General features: G+C 38.6%; 21 protein-coding genes and 1 other RNA gene. 16 read left to right on the forward strand and 6 right to left on the reverse strand.

The window, feature by feature from the left end; genetic code table 11:
* The first annotated feature begins 43 nt into the window (after positions 1 to 43).
* From modF to OLW01_RS13180, 3 genes are all read left to right on the forward strand, one after another.
* Positions 44 to 1,489, forward strand: coding sequence for a molybdate ABC transporter ATP-binding protein ModF (modF, locus tag OLW01_RS13170; RefSeq protein WP_268074377.1), 1,446 nt, complete (start codon positions 44 to 46; stop codon positions 1,487 to 1,489).
* Between the two features lie 46 nt (positions 1,490 to 1,535).
* On the forward strand, positions 1,536 to 2,018 hold the full coding sequence (greB, locus tag OLW01_RS13175; RefSeq protein WP_268074378.1) for a transcription elongation factor GreB: 483 nt from the start codon (positions 1,536 to 1,538) through the stop codon (positions 2,016 to 2,018).
* Between the two features lie 330 nt (positions 2,019 to 2,348).
* Positions 2,349 to 3,734 (forward strand): NAD-dependent succinate-semialdehyde dehydrogenase, encoded by a 1,386-nt coding sequence (locus OLW01_RS13180; RefSeq protein WP_268074379.1) that lies wholly within the window; start codon positions 2,349 to 2,351, stop codon positions 3,732 to 3,734.
* 39 nt (positions 3,735 to 3,773) lie between these two features.
* Here OLW01_RS13180 and OLW01_RS13185 read toward each other — a convergent pair whose 3' ends face one another.
* Entirely contained in the window at positions 3,774 to 4,181 is a 408-nt protein-coding gene (locus OLW01_RS13185) for a hypothetical protein (protein WP_268074380.1), read from the reverse strand.
* 192 nt (positions 4,182 to 4,373) lie between these two features.
* Between OLW01_RS13185 and OLW01_RS13190 the strand changes: the two genes are divergently transcribed.
* The 10 genes from OLW01_RS13190 to OLW01_RS13235 all read left to right on the forward strand — a co-directional run bounded on the left by OLW01_RS13190 (position 4,374) and on the right by OLW01_RS13235 (position 14,734).
* Complete coding sequence (locus tag OLW01_RS13190; RefSeq protein WP_268074381.1) at positions 4,374 to 5,642, forward strand: ABC transporter substrate-binding protein; 1,269 nt, start codon at positions 4,374 to 4,376, stop codon at positions 5,640 to 5,642.
* A gap of 35 nt (positions 5,643 to 5,677) precedes the next feature.
* Complete coding sequence (locus OLW01_RS13195) at positions 5,678 to 7,954, forward strand: response regulator (RefSeq protein WP_268074382.1); 2,277 nt, start codon at positions 5,678 to 5,680, stop codon at positions 7,952 to 7,954.
* A 116-nt stretch (positions 7,955 to 8,070) separates the two neighbouring features.
* Positions 8,071 to 8,283, forward strand: coding sequence for a DUF2061 domain-containing protein (locus OLW01_RS13200; RefSeq protein WP_268074383.1), 213 nt, complete (start codon positions 8,071 to 8,073; stop codon positions 8,281 to 8,283).
* Positions 8,274 to 8,474 carry a DUF4250 domain-containing protein gene (locus tag OLW01_RS13205; RefSeq protein WP_268074384.1) on the forward strand — a complete coding sequence of 67 codons (201 nt, stop codon included), beginning with the start codon at positions 8,274 to 8,276 and terminating at the stop codon, positions 8,472 to 8,474. The genes OLW01_RS13200 and OLW01_RS13205 overlap by 10 nt, the downstream gene beginning before the upstream one ends.
* Positions 8,475 to 9,053: 579 nt before the next feature.
* A complete protein-coding gene (locus OLW01_RS13210; RefSeq protein ID WP_268074385.1) occupies positions 9,054 to 10,862 on the forward strand; it encodes a DEAD/DEAH box helicase in 1,809 nt (602 codons plus the stop codon).
* 374 nt (positions 10,863 to 11,236) lie between these two features.
* The gene (locus tag OLW01_RS13215; RefSeq protein WP_268074386.1) at positions 11,237 to 11,578 is read left to right on the forward strand and encodes a metalloregulator ArsR/SmtB family transcription factor; all 342 of its coding nucleotides are present in this window, start codon (positions 11,237 to 11,239) and stop codon (positions 11,576 to 11,578) included.
* Between the two features lie 16 nt (positions 11,579 to 11,594).
* Entirely contained in the window at positions 11,595 to 12,080 is a 486-nt protein-coding gene (locus OLW01_RS13220; protein WP_268076237.1) for an arsenate reductase ArsC, read from the forward strand.
* A gap of 11 nt (positions 12,081 to 12,091) precedes the next feature.
* Complete coding sequence (gene arsH, locus OLW01_RS13225) at positions 12,092 to 12,811, forward strand: arsenical resistance protein ArsH (RefSeq protein ID WP_268074387.1); 720 nt, start codon at positions 12,092 to 12,094, stop codon at positions 12,809 to 12,811.
* 18 nt (positions 12,812 to 12,829) lie between these two features.
* Positions 12,830 to 13,846 (forward strand): ACR3 family arsenite efflux transporter, encoded by a 1,017-nt coding sequence (gene arsB / locus OLW01_RS13230; protein WP_268074388.1) that lies wholly within the window; start codon positions 12,830 to 12,832, stop codon positions 13,844 to 13,846.
* 150 nt (positions 13,847 to 13,996) lie between these two features.
* The gene (locus tag OLW01_RS13235; protein WP_268074389.1) at positions 13,997 to 14,734 is read left to right on the forward strand and encodes a complement resistance protein TraT; all 738 of its coding nucleotides are present in this window, start codon (positions 13,997 to 13,999) and stop codon (positions 14,732 to 14,734) included.
* A 51-nt stretch (positions 14,735 to 14,785) separates the two neighbouring features.
* On the opposite strand, the gene OLW01_RS13240 is transcribed toward OLW01_RS13235, so the two are convergent.
* The 5 genes from OLW01_RS13240 to rsmI form a co-directional block, all read right to left on the reverse strand.
* Positions 14,786 to 15,406: a hypothetical protein gene (locus OLW01_RS13240; RefSeq protein WP_268074390.1), complete on the reverse strand. Its 621-nt coding sequence runs from the start codon at positions 15,404 to 15,406 to the stop codon at positions 14,786 to 14,788.
* Between the two features lie 85 nt (positions 15,407 to 15,491).
* Positions 15,492 to 15,865, reverse strand: an RNA gene (gene rnpB, locus OLW01_RS13245) — RNase P RNA component class A.
* A 48-nt stretch (positions 15,866 to 15,913) separates the two neighbouring features.
* Positions 15,914 to 17,779 (reverse strand): Lnb N-terminal periplasmic domain-containing protein, encoded by a 1,866-nt coding sequence (locus tag OLW01_RS13250; protein WP_268074391.1) that lies wholly within the window; start codon positions 17,777 to 17,779, stop codon positions 15,914 to 15,916.
* Positions 17,780 to 17,868: 89 nt separating this feature from the next.
* Entirely contained in the window at positions 17,869 to 18,345 is a 477-nt protein-coding gene (locus OLW01_RS13255) for a DUF3015 family protein (RefSeq protein WP_268074392.1), read from the reverse strand.
* Between the two features lie 104 nt (positions 18,346 to 18,449).
* Positions 18,450 to 19,283 (reverse strand): 16S rRNA (cytidine(1402)-2'-O)-methyltransferase, encoded by an 834-nt coding sequence (gene rsmI, locus OLW01_RS13260; RefSeq protein ID WP_268074393.1) that lies wholly within the window; start codon positions 19,281 to 19,283, stop codon positions 18,450 to 18,452.
* A gap of 202 nt (positions 19,284 to 19,485) precedes the next feature.
* Here rsmI and OLW01_RS13265 point away from each other — a divergent pair, with 202 nt between their 5' ends.
* From OLW01_RS13265 to OLW01_RS13275, 3 genes are all read left to right on the forward strand, one after another.
* On the forward strand, positions 19,486 to 21,525 hold the full coding sequence (locus OLW01_RS13265; protein ID WP_268074394.1) for a penicillin-binding protein activator: 2,040 nt from the start codon (positions 19,486 to 19,488) through the stop codon (positions 21,523 to 21,525).
* The gene (locus OLW01_RS13270) at positions 21,500 to 21,868 is read left to right on the forward strand and encodes a YraN family protein (protein ID WP_268074395.1); all 369 of its coding nucleotides are present in this window, start codon (positions 21,500 to 21,502) and stop codon (positions 21,866 to 21,868) included. The genes OLW01_RS13265 and OLW01_RS13270 overlap by 26 nt, the downstream gene beginning before the upstream one ends.
* A 61-nt stretch (positions 21,869 to 21,929) precedes the next feature.
* Complete coding sequence (locus tag OLW01_RS13275) at positions 21,930 to 22,514, forward strand: D-sedoheptulose-7-phosphate isomerase (protein WP_268074396.1); 585 nt, start codon at positions 21,930 to 21,932, stop codon at positions 22,512 to 22,514.
* Position 22,515 lies beyond the last annotated feature (1 nt).

The following is a 22,515-nucleotide window of genomic DNA, read 5'->3' on the forward strand; positions in this document are numbered from 1 at the left end:
TTGCATCAGGTAAACTTTATTTATTTTTAAGCTATCTGTATTTATGTCTAACCATTTGATTTCACTAAACCAAGTTTGTGCGCAAGTTTATCAAGATTATTTGATGTCTGATCTAAATTGGCAAATTGAGCAAAATCAACACTGGGTTTTGTTAGGCGGCAATAGCTCTGGCAAATCAGCCCTCAGCCAGATTATTTTAGGTCAAGCTGAGATTATTTCTGGGGAGCTAACCAGGCATACTAAACAATTAGCTTGTATTTCTTTTGAGCAGCAACAGGCTTTAATTGAAGCGGAGCTTAAAAAAGACGATGCTGATATTTTAGATGTCATTGCAGAGGGCACCCAAGTTGAAACAATCTTATTTGAGCCAAATGCAAATCAGCCGTTAGATTTGGACTTAGCCGATAAACTGACTCAAGATTTTGAGTTTTCGCCTCTGCTAAAACGCAAATTTAGAGATCTCTCAACAGGTGAAACTCGCAAACTTCTATTAATTAAAGCTTTTATTAATTGTCCAGATTTAATGGTATTAGATGAACCTTTTGACGGCCTAGACGCCAAATCAGCTCAGCAATTACAACAAACGTTAACAGAGTTGAGCGGCAAAATAAGCATGGTTTTTATTTTAAACCGAGTGGATGAAATACCCGACTTTATAACTCATTATGCTTATTTAAAAGCAGGGCAAATAGAGTTTAGCTTTGCCAAATCAAACCAAGCAGCTTACGAGCAATTGATGCAATTATTGCATTTACAAACTGCAACATTAACCATTCCACCGGCTGATGCGCCTGTTTCATACAGTATTAACCCCAAACAAGCGTTAGTTAAATTAACCCAAGCAAAAGTGGTTTACGACGAAAAAGTTATTTTTGATAAGCTAAACTGGCAAATTATGCCTAATCAACATTGGCAACTCACGGGTAAAAATGGCTCAGGTAAAACCTGCTTGCTTAATTTAATCACCGGAGATAACCCACAATGTTATCAAAACGATATTTGGCTATTTGGTTTTCAGCGAGGTAGCGGTGAAAGTATTTGGCAAATTAAACAGCATATTGGCTTTATATCTAATCAATTTCATTTAAATTATCGAGTGAGTATTAGTGCGTTAAATACCATTATATCTGGTTTTTATGACAGCATCGGCTTATATAATCAACCAACCCGCAACCAACAAAAAATTGCTAAACTCTGGCTTGAATTGTTAGCTTTATCCGACAAGCAAGATACGCCATTTAATCAGTTATCTTTTGGCGATCAGCGACTTTTATTAATTGCTCGCTCTATGGTAAAGCACCCTCCACTGCTTATTTTAGATGAGCCTTGTATTGGTTTAGACGAAATTAACCGCCAACGGGTTTTGGCGCTGATTGAAAAAATTTGTACCAGTGGCACCACCACTGTGATTTATGTAAATCATCATGCACAAGATAAAATACAAGGTATTAATCAGTTTTTAGCAATGGAAGATTATCAAAGCTACTAACTAAAACCATTGTCTTGGCTTTCGATTAACAACAATTAGAGATGAAATGAAAACCAATTTAATTACCCGTGAGGGCTTTGAACAACTACAGCAAGAGCTAGATCATTTATGGCGTAAAGAACGCCCAGAAATCACTCAAAAAGTAGCTTGGGCTGCCAGTTTAGGAGACCGCTCAGAAAATGCTGACTATAAATATAATAAGGCTAAATTAAGAGAAATAGACAGGCGAGTCAGATACCTAAGAAAGCGACTGGAAGTGTTAAAAATTGTAGATTTTAACCCCCAACAATCTGGCAAAGTGTATTTTGGTGCTTGGGTCGAACTAGAAAATGAAACGGGAGAGATTCTCAAATTTAGAATAGTTGGCCCGGATGAAATATATGGCCGTAAAGACTATAGCTCTATTGATTCTCCAATGTCACGCGCGTTACTTGGAAAACAGGTTGATGATGAAGCCATAGTCCACACACCTGAAGGTAAAAAATGCTGGTATATAAACCGTATTACTTATTCTAATCAAAATGAATAAGATTGTTTAACCTTAAATTTAATTTAAAAATTAAAAGTGAGTGAAAAATATGCAAAGCCGAATGAAAATATTCCTTACTTACGGCCATACTTTTATCACTCATTATTTTCTCTCAAAAACATTAACATCAACAATAGTAACGCTTGTTTATGTTATGCACTTTAAAATCAGTATCTTGCCCACTAAAACCCCTACTGAAACCGCATAAAAAATGGCTTCTGTAGTTTATTTCTATAAAAATTTCAATTATTGAACTTTCTTACACATTGGTAAGACTTTTGCACCTTATACAAATAACATTGTCCCAATGCTAATAAGGAAGGAAAAACAATGACTAAGACAACCAAAACAATCAATCCAAGTACTGAGCAAGTACTCGAAGAATTTCAATTATTAAGCCTTGATGAGGCTAATCAAGCGGTCGATAAAGCACACGAAGCGTTTTTATCGTGGAAAAAAGCTTCGACAGAAAAACGCGCTGAGCTTGTATTAAATTTAGCTAAATTAATACGTGAAAATAAGCAAGAACTTGCCGCGCTAATGACCAAAGAAATGGGTAAACCAAAAAATCAGGGTGAGCAAGAAGTTGAAATGTGTGCTGCAATTTGTGAATACACGGCCACCGAAGCCATTAAAGCACTCGAAAGCGAAGTAAGAGAAGTAGACGGTGGAAAAGCCATTATTTCTTATCAACCTATTGGGGTTATTTTAGGTATTCAACCTTGGAATTTTCCGTTATATCAGGTTATTAGATACAGTATTAGCAATATTATGGCTGGTAATACAACCGTTCTTAAACATGCTCCTAACGTATTTGGGATGGCTGTTAAAATACAAAATATGTATGAAGAAGCAGGGTTTCCAAAATATGTGTATCAATCATTATTAACCGAGGCCACTATCGCCAGCAAACTAATCGCTCATGAAAAAATTAGAGGCGTTACTTTCACTGGCAGTGAGAGCGTTGGTAAAAAAATTGCCGAGATAGCAGGCAGTTACGCAAAGAAAACGGTATTAGAGCTAGGCAGTAACGATGCATTTATTGTGCTGGATGATGCAGATATTGAAACCACGGTAAAAGCCTGTGTAACAGCCAGAATGATCAACAATGGCGAAACTTGTGTATCAGCAAAAAGATTTGTCATAACTGAAGCAAAATACGATGAGTTTAAAGAAGCGTTTGTAAAACAGCTTAAAGAAACCAAAATGGGCAACCCTAATGAAGATGAAACAGACTTAGGGCCAATGGCCAGAGAAGACTTACGTGATAAATTGCACGAACAAGTTAAAGAATCAATTGATAAAGGTGCCACCGCGCTGCTAGGTTGTGAAGTACCTGATATGAAAGGATTTTATTATACCCCATCAATACTTGAAAATGTAAAACCTGGGATGCCCGCATACGATGATGAATTGTTTGGACCTGTCGCAGCCTTTATTAAAGTTAAAGATAACGAAGAAGCGATAAAAGTTGCCAATGATTCAAGATACGGCCTAGGCGGAGGCATATTTTCAAAAGACGAAGACAAAGCAGTGCAAATGGCAATCGAAGAATTTGATACGGGTATGGTCAATATTAATGGATATGGCCTAGCACAACCTAGCTTGCCATTTGGCGGGGTAAAATCAAGTGGCTACGGTCGAGAACATGGTGGGTTTGGTATTACCGAGTTTGTTAATATTAAATCGGTTATGATCAGTTCACCCAGCCAGTAAATAACTGTACCCGTGCCACTTAAAAAGAAAATTGGCTTATTAAAACAAACTTAAAACGAGCGTTAAACTACACAATATCGCATGCAAAAATGCGGTAGTTGGTCGAATCGCCTGTTTTATATATTCTTTTATTAATGCAAAACCCGATAGCCTAGCTTGTGCAAATTGACGATTAAATTGGCAAGCTTGGCTATAATCGTTTTCCGTTATCCACGTTTCAACCAATAACAATCTAATGTCTATGCGAGACTGAAAAGTTTTCCAAATCGCATCTTGCAACCAAATAGCCGCCAACAAAACCAATAATACCCAGCCTATTTGATTCACCATATAGGCACCACTAAAAATAATCAGGCTGGTTAATTTTATAACCAATGAGTATTTTTCGTAACTATCGAATTGGTTTTGTAAAAGTGTCCACTCAGAAATTAAGGCGTCTGAATTCATATTATCCCTTTCAAATAAAATATTAAATTGTTGTAATCAGCTTACTGTATAAAGTATCGCACTTTGCTAACAGCTTTAAAATAATCATTATTTAAGTTTTGGTGAGTGAAAATAATTGATATATAAATTGCCTATACTTTGAGCTTAACTATACTTTTAACAAATAATAGCGCTAAATCATCGATACCCTATATGACTTTTAAACAAAACAGACGCCAGTTTCTAAATTCCCTAACGGTCGGCGCTGCCACAACAGCTCTTGCCGTGAAAGCGCCTTATGTATTTGCAAAAAAACGCATCACGCTCAGAGTACTAGGCACTCATGTCACCTTGCAAGAGGAGCTCAAACAAAAAGCAATGCAGGAACTAGGCATTAATTTGGTTTTTAGACCAATGGGCAGTGCAGCTGTTTTGCAAAAAGCCGCTTCCGATCCTGAATCTTTTGATTTGTACGAGCAGTGGTCTGATTCAATCAATGTTTTATGGCAAGCGGGCGCAATTCAGCCAATTGAAATTGAACGATTAACATACTGGGATGAAATTAACTCGCTGACTAAAACAGGCAAACTAACACCCGAAGCTAAAATTGGAGCTGGTGATTCACCAAACAAGATTTTGTACGCTCAGAGTGATGGTTCACTAGGCTCCAAACCTACTAACAAAATCAGTTTCATGCCCTATGTACATAATGTCGATTCATTTGGCTACAATACCAACTATATAGCTCAAGGCGAAGCCTACAAAACTGAATCTTGGGGTTGGTTATTAGATGATGCAAACAAAGGCCGTGTTGCGTTAATTAATGCACCAACTATTGGGATATTTGATGCAGCTTTAGCTGCGCAAGCTCAAGGCTTGATGAAATTCAAAGATATTGGCAATATGTCAATTGCTGAGATTGACCAGTTATTTGACATCTTACTGCAGAAAAAACAAGCTGGTCATTTTGCTGGCTTTTGGACATCAGTACCTCAATCTGTTGACTTTATGACGAGCAACCGGGTGCATATTCAAAGTATGTTTTCGCCTGGGGTGAGTGCGTGTCGAGGCAAAGGTTTACCTATCGTTTACGCAGCGCCCAAAGAAGGTTACCGCGCATGGCATGGCGTCATGTGCTTGTCTTCAAAAGCACAAGGTCTGGCCAAAGACGCTGCCTATGAATATATGAACTGGTGGCTTTCAGGATATCCAGGCGCATTTATAGCTCGCCAAGGTTATTATATTTCCAATCCACAGCGAAGCAGACCTTTAATGAGTAAGGCTGAATGGGATTATTGGTATGAAGGCAAAGCCGCATCATCTGAATTAAAAGGCACAGACGGAAAAATTTCGGTTATCCCCGGACAAATCAGAGATGGTGGCAGTTATACAAAACGCTTCTCAAATATTGCAGTATGGAACACAGTGATGGACAACTACGACTACAGCTTAGATCGCTGGTTTGAACTGCTAAACGCATAAATATCTTAACCACCAAGTAGAGGATACTTGCTTAGATGGCCCACTCAATTGCGCTAAAGGTACTTTCTGTTTTATCGCTTTTTATTGTTGCGCTTCTGGTTGTGTATTCAATTTTAAATTATCGAATTAATGAAATCGATAATTCAGTCCATAATATCTTAAACATATCCAGCAGCTCTGTCTCTATCCTAGAAATAAACAAAGATATTGTCGAGTTACAACGAGACATTTCTGTTTATGGCCAGTCCGGCAACTCAAATATATTCAGTAAAATAGAAAACAATTACCAAAGCATTAAACAACGTCTGGTTCAAGTTAAACAGCAAACAAAACATAGTGAGTTACTGCGTTTAATTAACTCGATGCAAATTTTAGTCGCTCGATATGGTGAAAATTTGCAAGTGCTGACGCAGCGTTATGAAATTAAAACGACATTAATAGATATTGATTTGCCTAAGTTGTTTGAGAGTGCTGAAGCGCTGATACAAACCTTATATACGCAAACTGATTCAAACGATACCAAACTGGTTTTGTCTAATTTAATGACCAATTGGTACCAGATGAATCGCAGTGCTAGACTTTTTCTAACTAAAAAAGAATATGCACAGCGGCGAAAAGTAGCGGAAACTCACGCAAAAATAAAAGCTCAAATAAACACCATTCCATTATCATTTACACAAAAACACCAAATATCGTTAGAGCAATTGGTAAATTTAACATCTGAGCATAATTCAACATTTTCAAAAAGTGTTCAAGCTAATCGAAACTACTTAACATTAGTTAATGTTGTAATGGCAGGGGATGCGGTAGAGTTTACGACATTAGCAAACCAACTAAGACAAGCCTCACTTGATCTATTGCAACAGATCAAAGTTCAAGGTAGTAGCAATGTTGAATCAGCCAAGCAAATTATTAAAATATCGATCGTGATCGCGTTGGTGCTCTTCATTATTTTTGCGATGTTTTTCCATATGCATATTATTCAAGCTATCAAGCGCTTAACAAATTCTTTTGAAGCATTCTTACGCGGCGATTTATCGGCAAAAATATCAGACATTCACCGCAGCGATGAAATTGGCATTTTAGCTGGCGCAGCCAACCAATTTAGAACCCTTAGTGAAAACCTGTTAGAAGCCAAAAAAGAAGCCGAACAAACCACTAAAATAAAATCTGATTTTTTAGCCAATATGAGTCATGAGATCAGAACGCCCATGAACGGCATACTAGGAATGGTACGTTTGCTCAGTGCAACAGAGCTAAATACAAAACAAAAGAAAATGCTGGAAGTCGTGAATTCATCAGGAAAAAGCTTGCTGGTTATCCTTAACGATATCTTAGATTTAAGTAAAATTGAATCAGGCAAAATTGAATTAGAATCTATCGAATTTAATTTAGAACAACTTTGTTTTGAACTTGAACAAATGTTTATCACCCAAGCTCACAGTGCAAACATTCAGCTCATCATACCCGATAAACTGCCCTCACCTTTAACTCAAATAGAGGGTGATGAAACCCGTTTAAAACAAGTATTATTAAACTTGCTAAGCAATGCGGTTAAATTCACTATCGAAGGCTATGTTGAGCTAAATATCAAGATAGTAGAAAATTATGATAACGCAGTAAAAATCGAATTTTCGGTTATAGACACAGGTATGGGTATAGCACCGGAAAATATAACAAGCCTGTTTGAAGCCTTTTCTCAAGCTGATTCATCTATTACTAGGCGTTTTGGCGGAACCGGATTAGGTTTAACCATTTCTTCGAGGTTACTTGATGCGATGGGCTCCTCGCTAAAAGTAAAAAGTGAAGTAAACAAAGGCACTTGCTTTTATTTTAGTCTAGTGCTGCCTACCTCAAATACCCCAACTAAAGTTGCTACCAACTTAAATAAGCCAACAAAACTTAGTTTCAATCCAACTCTAAAAGTCATCATTATTGAAGATAACGAGATAAACCAGACCATTTTAGCAGCCTTGTTAAATGAGATGAATATTGTTGATATTGATTTGGCCCTCAACGGGAAAGTGGGAGTCGAGAAATGTCGGGAAAATCAATATGACCTTATATTTATGGATATGCAAATGCCTGTGATGGGGGGAATAGAAGCAACAACACAAATTAAGCGTTTAGACAATTATACCAATACGCCAATTATTGCGTTAACTGCCAATGTAATGGAAAACGATAAAAAAGCTTGCTTTGATGCGGGCATGAATGCGTTTTTAACCAAACCTATTGAGTTCAAAGCGCTAGCAGAAACAATGGCTCAATTTGTCAACGTAAGCCATCCTTTACCCCTAGAGACAAGTTAAACATATCAAGCCCGCCATCTATTAAACGACTTTGCCGATAACCTCTATCGAAAACAATGGCTTTCAATTTTAATGATAATGACTATCATTACCATATTGTCTATTCGGAGGTTGTTATGATTAAAACAATTACTTTTGCCATTATGCATTTTACCGTTGCTTTTGCTGTCGCTTGGTTTTTAACTGGCGATATTATTGTTGGTGGCGCTGTCGCTATGGTTGAACCAGCAATAAATACAGTCGCTTTTTATTTTCATGAGAAAATTTGGTCAAAAATAAAGTCGGGAAAGTCAACTCATAAATCACAGGAGATCAGTGCATGTATTTAACAAATTTCGCAAAAATGGATCCGCATTTATTGTTGTCAATCGTCAATATGAAGCTCAGAAATGAAAATATCGGCTTAGCTAGTCTTTGCAACCATTATGAAATTAATCAACAGTTATTGTTAAATAAACTCGAATCTGCTGGGTTTTACTACCAAGCAGACATTAATCAATTCAGGATACTCAAATCATGAATAACGCCGTAAACATAAGCCTCCTTACGAGTCTCACTTTCATTAAGGATGTCGTTAGAAGGAGATAGTATTGCTGTGATAATGCCCTAGCTAAAAATTTCAACATCGTTTTAACGTTTTAGATTACATATCAACAAAAATTAAATTTAACTTGAAGCAATTTTACCCGCTTTTATTTAAAATACTGATTAGTTCACTTTTTCACCAACTAAACTTGCAAAGCAATATTAATTCTGTATAGTGCGCACTCCCAGCCAATGGCTTTTCCATACGGCAGATATACCTGCCCATCCATGAAGCACAGCAAGTAGCTGCCTGCACATGAGCAAAGTAAAAGTCGCGCTGGTTCGTCGAGGTAGTAACGCTGCCCGTGTAACTGGTTATTCTGCGTCTAAACAAAACCTGAATTTCCACAGTAGTTTGATTATTAAAAATGTTCGCAGTGCGAACTCAAACATACAACCACATGTGAAGACTAAGAGTCGATTCTCTATATTGAGATCTTTCAAGGGATGTCTTCTTACGCGTTTACCTCAATCATAATTTGGTGTTATAAGCACCTACTGATAGAGAATATATATGCAAAATAATGAGTCTACAGTTCTTTTTAATGAACTGGGTTTACCTGCACCAATTTTACAAGCCATCGAAAATATGGGCTTCACTCAACCTACTCCAATTCAAGCCCAATCTATTCCTGCATTATTGGAAGGTAATGATATTTTAGGTGAAGCTCAAACAGGTACAGGTAAAACTGCGGCTTTTGGTTTACCTTTATTAGCCAAGCTAGACGCTAACGTGCGCGAAACACAAATGTTAGTAGTTTGTCCTACTCGTGAATTAGCCATTCAGGTTGCAGATGCTTTAGCTGACTTTGCAAAACAAATTAAAGGTATGAAAGTAGCGACTGTTTATGGTGGCCAATCTTATACACCTCAAATCCGCGATTTACGCGCTGGTCCACAAGTTGTTGTTGGTACGCCGGGTCGTTTAATGGATCATATTGATAAAGGTCGTTTAAAGCTTTCTAACTTAAAAGCTTGTGTACTAGATGAAGCCGATGAAATGTTAAACATGGGCTTTTTAGAAGACATTGAGTGGATTCTAAAACACGTACCTAGCGAAACCCAAATGGCGTTTTTCTCTGCGACTATGCCACCGGCAATTCGCAAAGTAACCCAACAATTTTTAAAATCGCCAGTGCATGTAAAAATTGCATCGGTTAAAGCCAATAACGCTAACATTAGCCAAAGAGCTTGGCGTGTAAACCGTATTGGTAAAACCACAGGTTTAGAGCGTTTAGCTGAAACCTTAGATTACGATGCAATGATTGTTTTTGTGCGTACTCGTAACGATACCCTAATTTTAGCTGAACATTTATTAAGTAAAGGCCATCCCGCAGCTGCGCTAAATGGTGATATGAACCAAGGCGATCGTGAGCGTATTGTTGACCAACTTAAAAATGGTAAAGTGTCTATTTTAATTGCAACAGACGTTGTAGCACGTGGTCTTGATGTTCCAAGAATCAGCCATGTTATAAACTACGATTTACCAACTGATGCTGAATCTTATGTGCATAGAATTGGTCGTACAGGCCGTGCCGGTCGTAGTGGTGAAGCGATTCTTTTTGCTAATGGCCGTGAAATGCGCAGTTTGTTCCGTTTAGAACGTGCAACAGATGGCAAAATTGAAACGTTCAACATGCCAGATGCAAAACAATTGGGCCAAGTTCGCATGGAACGTATGCAAGCTCAATTGAAAGCAACATTAGATAGCCAAGAACTCGACAACTACCGTGAAGTTGTTGCTCAGTTTATGCAAGGTAACGAATGGTCTGCTGAAGATTTAGCAGTTGCTTTATTGTTCCAACAACAATTAAAACAACCATTATTCCCTAAAAATGACCCTGTAGATAATGGTCGCGACCGAAATAATGGCCGAGACCGTCAAAATACCCGTGGTCGTCGTGATGACAGAGTAAACGACAGAGGCGGTCGTCGTGGTGGTGAGCGTGCAGAACGAGGCGCTCGAGGTGATCGAGCCCCACGCAGAAACGAAGGTGATTTTGATACTTTCCGTTTTGAAGTTGGACGTGAGCATGGTGTAGGCCCAGGTGATATCGTTGGCGCAGTTGCAAACGAAATTAACATCGACAGCAGCAATATTGGCCATATTAAATTATTTGACCAACACGCTTACGTTGATTTACCTAAAGGTATGCCAAAGCCGTTGTTCCAAAAACTTCAACAAGTTGCAATCCGTGGTCGTAAAACATCACCATCAATTGCGTCTTCAAAAGAAGTATCATTGGCAGCTAGTTCAGACCGCAGAACCCCAAGAGGTGATCGTGGTTCAAATGCACGTCGCGAGCGTCGTCCATTTAACTAAGCCACACGGCTAAGTTTAAAATATTTAAAAGCCTTCATTTTGAAGGCTTTTTTGTATCTGCTATCCAGCATAAATGTCTTCCCGTACCTATTCGCAGAACAAAATCATTCTTTTTAAAGTTCAACAATTAGCAGCCATCTAAGTCAATAGCGCCGTAATTAAGCGCTAAATGTTTTTTCAGGAGGAAAAATCCAAGCTCACAAGGGGGCTTGCAGCGTTTTGCGAAAATTAAAGCGCTACGTTTAAGCTTTGAACAAAAATGATGCAGGTATAATTTTACCCTGACCAATTCAAAAAACGGTACTTTCTCGCTCACGACACTTTACATATGGAATTTCATATATATAATAACCAACACATACGGAAAAACATATATGAATATGCAATTAAACCCTGTTTCTTTTTATAAATGCTTAGCTGAAGATACGCGGCTAAAATCTTTGCTATTAATATCGCTAAACCACGAACTGTGCGTATGCGATTTAATAACCGCATTAGATTTAAGCCAACCTAAAATATCTCGCCATTTAGCAGAGCTAAGAAAATGCGAGATCTTAATTGATGAACGCCGAGGCAAATGGGTTTATTACCAGATAAATCCAGCCCTACCCAGTTGGGCTAAGCAAATCATCAAACAAACTGCAGAGCAATGTACTGACTATATCAATCCACATATTCAACCGTTAAATCGCAGCCAAGACAGCTGCCAACCTTAATAAAAAGTGAGCTATGATGAAAATTTTATATATATGCACCCATAATCGTTGTCGCAGTATTTTATCTGAGGCCATCACCAATCACGTTGCCGGCGATAAAATAACCGCAAAAAGCGCAGGTAGCCAGCCCGTTGGCGAAGTTCACCCGCTTTCAATTAAATATTTGCAAGAAGCAGGCATGAGCACGGCTGGCTTAACCAGCCAATCGTGGGATGAATTTGAAGATTTTAATGCTGATATAGTTGTTACAGTGTGTGATTCAGCCGCCGGTGAATCTTGTCCCGTATGGTTTGGTAACAGCGTAAAAATTCATTGGGGATTAGCTGATCCCTCTAAATTAGAGGGTTCAGATGAAGAGATCGCAGATGCATTCCGACAAACGATTAAACAAATCACTCAAAGAGTAGAACAACTGGCAGCCATTAAAGCTGATATAAATGATAAGCCAGCATTAATTGCTGAATTAACTGAACTGGGTGCGATTCATACAGGTAGTAAATAGGAGCAAACATTATGTCCTTAGATGATTTAAGTTTACCGAATATTCAAGAACAAGAATTTAAAGTTCCAACAGCGGATCAATTTAAACCGTCAGTTTGCACCCATAAACCTCGCATTTTATTGTTATATGGCTCACTCAGACCACGTTCATTTTCACGCTTAGCGGTTGAAGAAGCAGCCCGAATACTTACAAGAATGGGCGCTGAAACAAAAATATTTAATCCTCAAGATTTACCTTTACCGGATGCCACTGACCCTACACATCCAAAAGTAGCAGAGCTACGTGAATTAATGATGTGGTCTGAAGGCCAGGTTTGGTGTTCGCCTGAGCGTCATGGCGCTATGACTGGTATTTTTAAAAGCCAGTTAGATTGGGTACCGTTAAACTTAGGTGGCGTACGCCCAACCCAAGGTAAAACCCTTGCTGTAATGCAAGTGTGTGGTGGTTCTCAATCATTTAATGCGGTTAATCAAATGCGCGTGTTAGGCCGTTGGATGCGTATGATCACCATTCCAAACCAATCATCTGTCGCCAAAGCATTTGCTGAATTTGACGATAACGATCGTATGAAGCCTTCGCCTTATTACAACCGCATTGTAGATGTAATGGAAGAACTAATGCGTTTTACGTTATTAACCCGTGACAATGCGGACTATTTAGTGGATCGCTACTCAGAACGAGTAGAAACCGCTGAACAAGTCAGTCAACGTGTTAATCAAAGATCAATTTAAAGGTTAAAGGATAATACAATGGGATTTTTTGAACGTTATTTATCGGTTTGGGTTGGCTTATGTATTGCTGCCGGTGTGGCCTTAGGCATTGCCGTGCCGCAATTTTTTGCCGTTATTGCCAGTTACGAATACGCACACGTTAATTTAATTATCGCTGTTTTAATCTGGCTGATGATTTACCCTATGATGATTCAAGTCGATTTTGGTGCAATAAAAGATGTTGGCAAAAAGCCCAAAGGTTTATTTTTAACGTTGATTATTAACTGGTTAATTAAACCTTTCTCGATGGCTATTTTAGGCTGGTTATTTTTTAAGTTTGTATTTGCCGATTTTGTCGATCCGCAAACCGCCAATGAATATATCGCAGGCATGATTTTACTCGGGGTTGCTCCTTGTACTGCGATGGTGTTTATTTGGAGCCAGCTAACCAAAGGCGATGCTAACTATACCTTAGTTCAAGTATCGGTTAACGATGTCATTATGATTTTTGCATTTGCGCCTATCACCGCTTTCTTATTAGGGGTAAGCGATATTCAAGTGCCTTGGGAAACCTTGTTATTATCGGTTGTTTTATATGTGTTATTACCGCTAATAGCCGGTGCAATCACTCGTAAAACGCTCGACAAAAAGAACGATCACACCCAATTAAATCAGTTTATAAACCGATTAAAACCTTGGTCTATTGTAGGTTTACTCGCAACCGTTACCTTGTTGTTTGGCTTTCAGGCAGAAACTATTTTAGCTAAACCTCAAGCGATTGTATTAATTGCTATCCCACTGTTAATTCAAACCTATGGCATTTTTGCAATTGCTTATTTAATCGCTAAAAAATTAAAGCTACCGCATAACATAGCAGCGCCAGCCTGTATGATAGGTACATCTAACTTTTTTGAATTAGCCGTTGCGGTAGCCATTTCATTATTTGGTTTACACTCTGGCGCAGCGCTCGCCACAGTGGTAGGTGTACTCGTTGAAGTGCCCGTGATGTTATCTTTAGTTTATTTTGCTAATAAAACACGACATTGGTTTAACTAAGCAACAATTTACTTAAGCTGCCACTTACTTAAGCAACCAGAAAGTACAAAAGCGAATATTAAGTTAATATTCGCTTTTTCATTCATTTTCTATTCAGAAAATCTGGTTATACTAAGCTTAATCTGGTTTCAATTTAAAACGGAATAAAAAATGACAGCTCGAATTTTGCAATTATTCACCATCACCATTTGCCTAAGTTTAGCATCTGGCTGCACCTCATTAACTACAGCTGCAAAAAAACAAGATTTAGATATTAATAGCCGACTGACTCAAACCATTTTTTTAGACCCAGTTGCACCCGATTTAATGACCATTTATCTGCAAGTTCGTAATAATTCAGACAGCGAAAATTTTTATCTAACGCAAGGTATCAAAGATAGACTCATCAACAACGGCTATCAAATTATAAACGACCCAACCAAAGCAACTTATTGGCTGCAAGCCAATGTTAGGTATGTAGGCCGCCCAGAAGGAAACGAATTTGAAGATGCCATAGGTAATTACAAAGGTGCAATTGAAACGGCTGGTGCGGCCATTGCCATTTCGGATATCAGTGGCGGCTCTGGGCGAGACAACGTAAAAGCGGCAGCAATTGGTGCTTTAGTTGGATACATAGCAGATGCAGCTATTAGTGATGATTATTATACCGCGATTACCGATGTACAAATTGCCAAAAAAGTAGATGCAGGTCAGGTCATTACCGATGAAGAACATAGATTAAATCAAGGTGAAAGCGGACAAGCTATTCAAAGCAGCCAAACCACATCAGATAGACAAAAATATCAAACCAAAGTATTAATCACAGCTAACCAAGCCAATATGGATGTCGTTAATGCTGAAACAGAAATTGCGAAAAAGCTAACCCGAGTTTTATCAGGCCTGTTTTAAAGCTGGCCTGATTTTTATCTTTATATAGCTTTTAATCGTAAGTATGGAAGCTTAAAAATGAAAGTAATAATAAGCGCCTAAATGACTTCCTGATACAGACTCGTTAGCAGAGCTCACATTCATACCATCTAATTCAGAAATATCATACTTAACCGACACATACCTTAATGCTAACGTATTGCGTGCCCAGCTATAACCATATTCAGCAATGATTCCAGTGGTAGCATCAAATTCAACTTGTGTTTTGTCTATGTCAAAATCTGATTCTAATTCAATGCCTGTATGATACCCTAAGCCTAAGCCCACTCTATGGTGTTCATCAATGTTGTAAAAAGGCAATACTTCAAATACCCAACGTGAAAAACTAACATCACCATTTTTAGCGGTTGCACTATCAAAATGATAAGCAGCAGTGGTTTGCAAAGTGTAGCTGTTTAAATTAAATGACATACCGCCACCAAGGGAAAGCATGCCACCAGCTTTTAGCTCGGTATCAGAGCCATCAACATATTCCACTTGATATAAATCGTCGCCGCCATATGTCAGGCCAGCAAATAAAATGGGGGTTGTTTGTGTGGTTGTATGAAGTGTGTCGGTTGTATTTTCAGCTGCGAAAGCTGGTTGAATAAACCCACCTATAAATCCAATCAAAGGCAGTAGCTTAAAATTCATACTTGTTAGTCCGTTATCATTTATTAATAATTAATATTTTCCAATAAAGCTAAATTTGCCGTTTATATATTTGGAGCTGGGAAAGGTGAAAAGACGGCCGGTAAGCCGGGTTCTGTTACTTGGCATTTATTGCTAAATACTAAGCGGCAATCATTCGTCTAGGCCTTGGTTCGCACCAAGGCTCAAGCAATCTACCCGGTTCCAACGCGGGCCGCGCCAAAGGAACCCTATTTGATCTTGCTCCGAGTGGAGTTTACCATGCCACAAACTGTTGCCAGCTGCGCGGTGCGCTCTTACCGCACCCTTTCACCCTTACCTGTGCTAAAAGCCATCGGCGGTATACTCTCTGCTGCACTGGTCGTCGGCTTTCGCCGCCCAGACGTTATCTGGCACTCTGCCCTATGGAGCCCGGACTTTCCTCCCCTTCATAAATGAAGCAGCGATTGCCCAGCCATCTTTTCGGCAGTGATTGTAAACGGATTCAAAAATTAGTCAATTTAACTTAATTTAAAAATAGTGAATTAAACTCAACGATGCTGATAATTGCGAGTGTTGTTTACTCGAATAATAGTTAGTAGCAAACCTCGCCTGCCAGTTTTCAGATAAATGGTAAGCCAAACTGACATCTGCGCGCTGCTGTTGTAACGATTCACCACTCACATCAATTAAATATTCATAGCTGGTTAGCAAGGTAAATCGTTGAGTTTGCCATAACCAATTTAGCTGTGGACCACCCGCTAAATAATGGCTATTTTCCAGTTTCTGATCTGAATTTAAACCTAAATAAAATTCACCATTGGCAAAGAGTGAGAAGCGGTGATTGCCCACTGCTTGAGTAATGCCAGCTCCGCCTTGAAGTTTAGCTAGTAATTCATCATTAAAGCCAGCTATACGCTCTACACCTAACTTTATTTGCCATGACTTGGGAGTAAATAACGCATTTCTCGCTGACCATGACCGAATGTTCAACAAATCAATTTTTTGTAACCGCAATGACTGTGATTGATACCATCTTAGTTCAGCATCAAACATTTCAAGTTGAGCGCCCGCCAGGTAGCCTTGGGGTTTATCTAAAAATTCATGATAGGCCGCTCGATACCCTAATGTTAAGTAATGGTTGTGCTCTTCAACTCCAACGCCAAACATGGCTCTTTGGGTTGCATGGCCCTGATCATCTCGTACTTTTGGTTGCTCAACGGGCTTAAATACCGAGGCATTACTATTTTTACTTCGCAAAGACAATAACTTAATTGACCTTGCCCCTAAATGCGCGAGTGTTGATTTTTTTCTGGCCGATAAATAGCGACTATATTGGTAAGCGATGTCTAAAATTTTAGCTTGCTCTGTTTCATTATAGTTTTTGAGCTTTTCAAAATTAGGGGTTACTTCGTCAACTAAACTTTTAGCAAAATTAATTTCTGAATCACCCATTTGTTTTAGCATATTGTCTAGTTGCGTTAATGTGCTTTCTCTAAATTTAGCGTGCTCAATTAAGCCTTCTTCAGCTAAAGCCCGAACCGTATCCGATGGAATCGCTCTAAATCTAAAATCTTTGGTTAAATTTAATGCTTCAGAGCTCGCATCTAATAAACTCAATAATTGATAAGAGCAATTTTCTGTAAAAAAATAATAATCCATATAGGTTGATTTCATTTCCCATACATGGCGCACAAATTGATTTACTTCGTCTTGCTTAAGATTTAGCTCGTATTCCCATATATCTCTGCTTTCTAAAAAGTTGTATTCCTGTACTTTTTGATAATACGGCATTACAGAAACCACACCCGGATAACCGCCAGTTAATCCTTTATAACTAAAAGTGAGTTGATCATCATCCGGATCAGCATTTGCGGCATAATTTACGGCAAAATCTAATAATGCATTATTGTTATTTTTCTTTTTTAGTCGAAATAAAGTATGGCCATACATGGATGATGGGCTATTTAAATAGGCGGCAGGAAATACTAATACAACTTGCTCAGCGTTTAATGTTGAAACCCATTTTTCGTATTCTGGACAGCTGGGTGTGTTAAAATTTAATTCAGGTAATTGCTGCTTAAGCCAATGTAAACGAGCTGGATATTGGCATTGCTTTTCAAGATCTTGGGGAGAGTCAGATAAAAATAAACTAAGTGTTGCCACTAATTCAGCATGCGCATTTTGCTGACCGTTTTTTGCAATAAAAAAGTGTTTATCGTCAATTTGACTCCCTGAATCGGCAATTAAACCGGCTTTGTGATAATGCAGTAAATGGCGCCAGTAAAGTGTTTTTGAAAGTTGTGTCAGTTTTTCAGCTGATTGTTCAAAAGGCTGGGCTGCTGCAACTAAGAGACAAGGTTGAATAAGAAGAATAAAAACAAACAGCTTAAACATATAAATAGAAATCCATCCACACAAAAAAGGCGGATGAAATATCCGCCTTGTATTCGCTTTAAATTTAGCGCTAACGCATTAAATTTTTATTAGCCTAAATATTTTACTAAGTTAGCTTGTTTGCTCATTACGCCAACAATACCGTTATAAGCAGTTGTTGATGTAACTTCTTCACTCGCAAATACTGAATCGAAGTTTGCTTTAAGTGCTGTGTTGAAAGTCGCTTTGTCTTGAGCTTGAATACCCATTAAGTCAGATAAAGCAGCAAGTGTTTCGCCTTCACCTTTAGCAACGTCTACTGCTAAAGTTTCAAGGTTTTGATTTAAAAACATAGCTAAACCTTCAGTCAAAGGTCCATCTGCAGCTTCACAACCCAAAGTACCAGATGTCATACCAAAAGTTTGGTTACCTGAAGTACCATTCGTTGTTGCTGCTAAAACATGCTCATGAAATTCATTCGCATCTTTAAAAATTACGTGAGTACCTAAACCACAACCTGCTGGTCCATTCGCCAAAGCTGAAAACGAAGCAGTTGCTAAAACAGCTGATAATACTAATTTTTTCATATTTTTATTCCTTATTTAAAATTTGAGTTCGAACTCGAGACAATTATAAGCATGTTTAATTGGCCTAAGTAAAGCCCATCGAACTAACTTAATAACAATTTAATTTAATCCAGCTCAATTCCTGCCTGATATAGTGCTTTTTTATTAACGCCGTAAGTTTCTGACACAATACCTGCCGCTGCTTTTAATGGCATGTAAGCTTTTAGTTTGGCTAATAACGCCATGCTTTTTTGGTCTATCTCGCTGTTTTGTTCAACGCCTGCAATAATCAATACAAATTCGCCTTTTTGCTGATTACGGTCCGCTTGAATCCAATCAAGCGTTTTTGCAACCGTGCCAGCAAAAAAGGTTTCAAAGGTTTTGGTGAGCTCTCGGCCAATAACAATTTGCTGTTGTTCGCCCATGCTGGTTTGCAAGTCGGTTAAACTGGCGATAATTCGGTGGGTGGATTCATAATAAACAGAGGTAAAAGTTTGCTCAGTCAATTTTTTAAAAACCGCTAACCTAGCTTGTTGCTTTGCTGGTACAAAGCCGCCAAAATAAAACTGATCCGTTGCCACGCCCGCGGCTGATAATGCCGCTATAATGGCACAAGCGCCAGGAATAGGTACAACATTAATGCCTTGTTCGCGGCATTGTTTAACCAAATGGTAACCGGGATCGTTAATTAAGGGCGTGCCCGCATCTGAAATCAGTGCAATATTTTGCCCCGCTATCAGCTGCTCTATTAATTTGCCGCTTTGACTGTTTTCATTATGATCGTGATAAGCAATGCACTTCTTTTTTATTGAGAAGTGGTTCAATAATCGTGAAGCATTTCGGGTATCCTCTGCTGCAATAAAGTCTACTTGTTGTAAAGTAGATAAAGCACGTTGCGTAATGTCTTCTAAATTACCAATAGGCGTGGCGACCACATAGAGTTTGCCTGGTGGTGTCATAACAGATACCCTTAAGTTTGATAAATAATCTGAGCTCGGGAGAATAATATTGCTTTCAAGAGATCAGCTTAAATAATAATTTCACTGATTTTGATTTCAGGGCGTAATATACTAGGGTCTGGTTATCTTTCAACAAGAAGTATGATCAAAGCTAAATAAAACTTAGGCTTAGCATACAGATAATACTATTATTCGGGAAAGAATGATTAAACATACAAAATTTTACCACGTAAGCGTTTTAATAAGCTGCTTTGCATTACTTGCAAGTTGCGGTACTGCGCCAACTAAAATCAGCAAGCAAACGCCTATTACTAAACCTTCGGCTGAGCAGGTTAAAACAATCTCGGCCAATGAATATATCAAACGGGCGAATAATGCTGAGTCAATTGAACAAACCGTTGTTTGGTATGTACGAGCCGCAGATGCTTATCTATATGAACAAGCACCAACAAAAGCACTAGGTATTTTATCTGAATTAAATACCAACTTAATGAGTGAGTTTATTCAGCAGCAATATTTGCTATTTAAAGCCGAAGCTTATATTGAATTTGAGCAATACACCCAAGCTTATCCTTTAATAAAATCATTAAATACATTTCAAGGATTTGAAGCAAGGCTATTAAAAGCCAAAGCCAGTGCAGCAACAAACACTCAGCATTATTTAGCGGGTGCAAAAAGCCGTATTGAATTAAAAAAATGGTTAACGGATGACGAACAAGTTCAACAGCAAAACGATCTTATTTGGCAAGATTTAGTTCATCTAGAAACCGCAGCCTTTAACTTTTTTCAAGAGCCAGACCAAGCTGAGTTTTCAGGCTGGCTTGAATTGCTGAAAATCACCGAACAAAATGCCGATTCGCCAGCCAATATGTTGCTAAAAGTTAAACAGTGGCAATCGCAATATCCATCGCATCCAGCTGCACAGCAGCTACCTAAAGGTTTACAATTAGCTTTATTGCAAAAACCCTACGCCCCAGAGCACATTACGGTTATTTTGCCACTCAGCGGTCCTTTTTTAAAACAAGGGCAAGCCATTCAGCAAGGCATTAGTGCATCTTATTTTGAGCAAAAGCTTTCTCGTTCACCAACCATTACTTATTTAGACAGCCACAAGCTCGACTGGAGCAGTTTAACAACCTTAGAAACTGATTTTATTATTGGCCCATTATTAAAAGACAATATAAAAAAATTCCAGCAGGCTAAATTAACAACACCCGTTTTATATTTAAATGAGCTAACCGAGATTGAAATTGCCCAGCCAACCGTAAATAAAATTGACGTCAACCAGCCATTATCAACAAAGCAAGCGTTGGCATCAAATTCAAGTGCTAATTCAACAACGGATTCAAGCCAAAATTCAAGTGAAAATTCATTAAATAGCAAAGCTAAGCCTGATATAGATAACAGTTTAGTGAAACAAATCACTGACGAAAATACGGCTAGCGCTCAGGTTAAAAGTTTTAGTTTTACGCTCAGCCCTGAAATGGAAGCTAAACAAGCCGCGCATAAAATGTTTGAGCTTGGTTATCAAAAACCGATTGTTTTTGCTGCAAACAATAGTTACGGAAAACGCATGAGCGACGCTTTTATCCAAACTTATCGCGAATTAAACGATAGCGACATTGAGTTATCGTTTTTTAGTAATACCCAAGAAATGGAATCAAGTGTTACCCAGTTAATGGAAACCCAACAGAGCAAAGATCGCATAAAAACGATGCGCACTTTATTGGGCCGCGGGGTAAAATTTGAGTCTGATGCCAGAAACCGACGTGATATTGATGCAATTTATATTATTGGCGATCCAACTCAAACTCGAATTCTAAAGCCTTATATCGATGTAAATACCTCACCTTTTGCGCCTATTATACCTATTTATGCCAGCTCGCTTAGTTATAGCAGTAAACTCAACAATGCTGATTTACGCGACTTAAACCAAATTATTTTCAGCGATATGCCATGGATTTTACCGGGCCGTGCTAACCGAAATAAGCTGGCCCACCAAATGCAGTTGGCTTGGCGTAATACCAATGATCAACTATCCAGATTATTTGCATTTGGCTTTGATGCCTATCAGCTTATTCCTCATTTAGCGCAAATGACGGTTTTTCCAAATTATCATTTAGCGGGGATGAGTGGTGAATTAAGCCTTAGTTCAAGTCAACAAATTGAGCGGACCCTGAAATGGGCAAAATTTGATCACGGCCGAGTTATCAACCTTGCACTTAAAAAACCTGCTCAATAAACGCATTATTGGCCAAGGCTACGAAAAAGCCGCCGAAACCTTTTTAGCTAAAAAAGGGGTAACCACTATTGAGCGAAATTTTAACTGTAAATTGGGCGAAATCGACTTAATTTGTCAGGCTGGTGAAACATTGGTATTTGTAGAGGTGCGCTACCGAAACAACAAAAGCCATGGTGGTGCAGCGAGCAGTATCAGTCCAGCTAAACAGCGTAAAGTAAAAAAAGCGGCATTATTTTACCTGCAACAGCAGAATATTAACGTAAACCATTGTGCCATTCGCTTTGATGTCGTTACAATAGACGGTGAAATTACCAACTTAAACTGGATAAAAAACGCGTTTTAGAATAAAAATGATGCAGCAATGCGTTCGTAACCACTTCATTTCAATTAAGTATTAGCCAAACATGCAAGAATTAATTAAACAAAGCTTTACTGAAAGTATTCATACCAAAATAGCCGCGCTTGATGTACTAGCGCCCATTATTGAAAACGCAGCGCAAATAATGCTTAACGCGTTATTGGCTGAAAAAAAGATACTCTGCTGTGGTGATAGATTTTCCCATTCAGTGGCTAGCACGCTCGCTAATGCCTTAAATTACAGATTAGAGCATGAACGCCCAAGCTTACCGGCGATGGCGCTGTCAGCAGATCCTGTATTAATGTCAATGTTGAGCGATGAAGACAAAGCCACTCAGCAATTTTCAACTCAGCTTAGAGCTATCGCACAAGCCGGCGATGTATTAGTGATTGCCAGTGCTTATCCAAACTCACCAACTTCACTCAGAACAATAGAAGCTGCGTTATCAAAAGATATGTTAGTAGTTGCCTTAACGGGCAGTGATGGTGGCGAAATTTCTGGTTTGCTAGGCCCTAACGACGTGGAGATAAGAATACCTTCCGATAAAGCGATCCGCATTAACGAAGTGCACCAATTAGTCGCTCATAGTATTTGTGATGCAATTGAGCAAACTCTCTTTCCTGGAATGTAAA

This window comes from Catenovulum adriaticum (assembly GCF_026725475.1).
Taxonomy (GTDB): Bacteria; Pseudomonadota; Gammaproteobacteria; order Enterobacterales; family Alteromonadaceae; genus Catenovulum; species Catenovulum adriaticum.

Excerpts from the sequence above, each read along its gene's own strand:
- modF (WP_268074377.1), top strand. The coding sequence starts at position 44 with ATGTCTAACCATTTGATTTCACTAAACCAAGTTTGTGCGCAAGTTTAT.
- greB (WP_268074378.1), top strand. The coding sequence starts at position 1,536 with ATGAAAACCAATTTAATTACCCGTGAGGGCTTTGAACAACTACAGCAA.
- OLW01_RS13180 (WP_268074379.1), top strand. The coding sequence starts at position 2,349 with ATGACTAAGACAACCAAAACAATCAATCCAAGTACTGAGCAAGTACTC.
- OLW01_RS13185 (WP_268074380.1), bottom strand. The coding sequence starts at position 4,181 with ATGAATTCAGACGCCTTAATTTCTGAGTGGACACTTTTACAAAACCAA.
- OLW01_RS13190 (WP_268074381.1), top strand. The coding sequence starts at position 4,374 with ATGACTTTTAAACAAAACAGACGCCAGTTTCTAAATTCCCTAACGGTC.
- OLW01_RS13195 (WP_268074382.1), top strand. The coding sequence starts at position 5,678 with ATGGCCCACTCAATTGCGCTAAAGGTACTTTCTGTTTTATCGCTTTTT.
- OLW01_RS13200 (WP_268074383.1), top strand. The coding sequence starts at position 8,071 with ATGATTAAAACAATTACTTTTGCCATTATGCATTTTACCGTTGCTTTT.
- OLW01_RS13205 (WP_268074384.1), top strand. The coding sequence starts at position 8,274 with ATGTATTTAACAAATTTCGCAAAAATGGATCCGCATTTATTGTTGTCA.
- OLW01_RS13210 (WP_268074385.1), top strand. The coding sequence starts at position 9,054 with ATGCAAAATAATGAGTCTACAGTTCTTTTTAATGAACTGGGTTTACCT.
- OLW01_RS13215 (WP_268074386.1), top strand. The coding sequence starts at position 11,237 with ATGAATATGCAATTAAACCCTGTTTCTTTTTATAAATGCTTAGCTGAA.
- OLW01_RS13220 (WP_268076237.1), top strand. The coding sequence starts at position 11,595 with ATGAAAATTTTATATATATGCACCCATAATCGTTGTCGCAGTATTTTA.
- arsH (WP_268074387.1), top strand. The coding sequence starts at position 12,092 with ATGTCCTTAGATGATTTAAGTTTACCGAATATTCAAGAACAAGAATTT.
- arsB (WP_268074388.1), top strand. The coding sequence starts at position 12,830 with ATGGGATTTTTTGAACGTTATTTATCGGTTTGGGTTGGCTTATGTATT.
- OLW01_RS13235 (WP_268074389.1), top strand. The coding sequence starts at position 13,997 with ATGACAGCTCGAATTTTGCAATTATTCACCATCACCATTTGCCTAAGT.
- OLW01_RS13240 (WP_268074390.1), bottom strand. The coding sequence starts at position 15,406 with ATGAATTTTAAGCTACTGCCTTTGATTGGATTTATAGGTGGGTTTATT.
- OLW01_RS13250 (WP_268074391.1), bottom strand. The coding sequence starts at position 17,779 with ATGTTTAAGCTGTTTGTTTTTATTCTTCTTATTCAACCTTGTCTCTTA.
- OLW01_RS13255 (WP_268074392.1), bottom strand. The coding sequence starts at position 18,345 with ATGAAAAAATTAGTATTATCAGCTGTTTTAGCAACTGCTTCGTTTTCA.
- rsmI (WP_268074393.1), bottom strand. The coding sequence starts at position 19,283 with ATGACACCACCAGGCAAACTCTATGTGGTCGCCACGCCTATTGGTAAT.
- OLW01_RS13265 (WP_268074394.1), top strand. The coding sequence starts at position 19,486 with ATGATTAAACATACAAAATTTTACCACGTAAGCGTTTTAATAAGCTGC.
- OLW01_RS13275 (WP_268074396.1), top strand. The coding sequence starts at position 21,930 with ATGCAAGAATTAATTAAACAAAGCTTTACTGAAAGTATTCATACCAAA.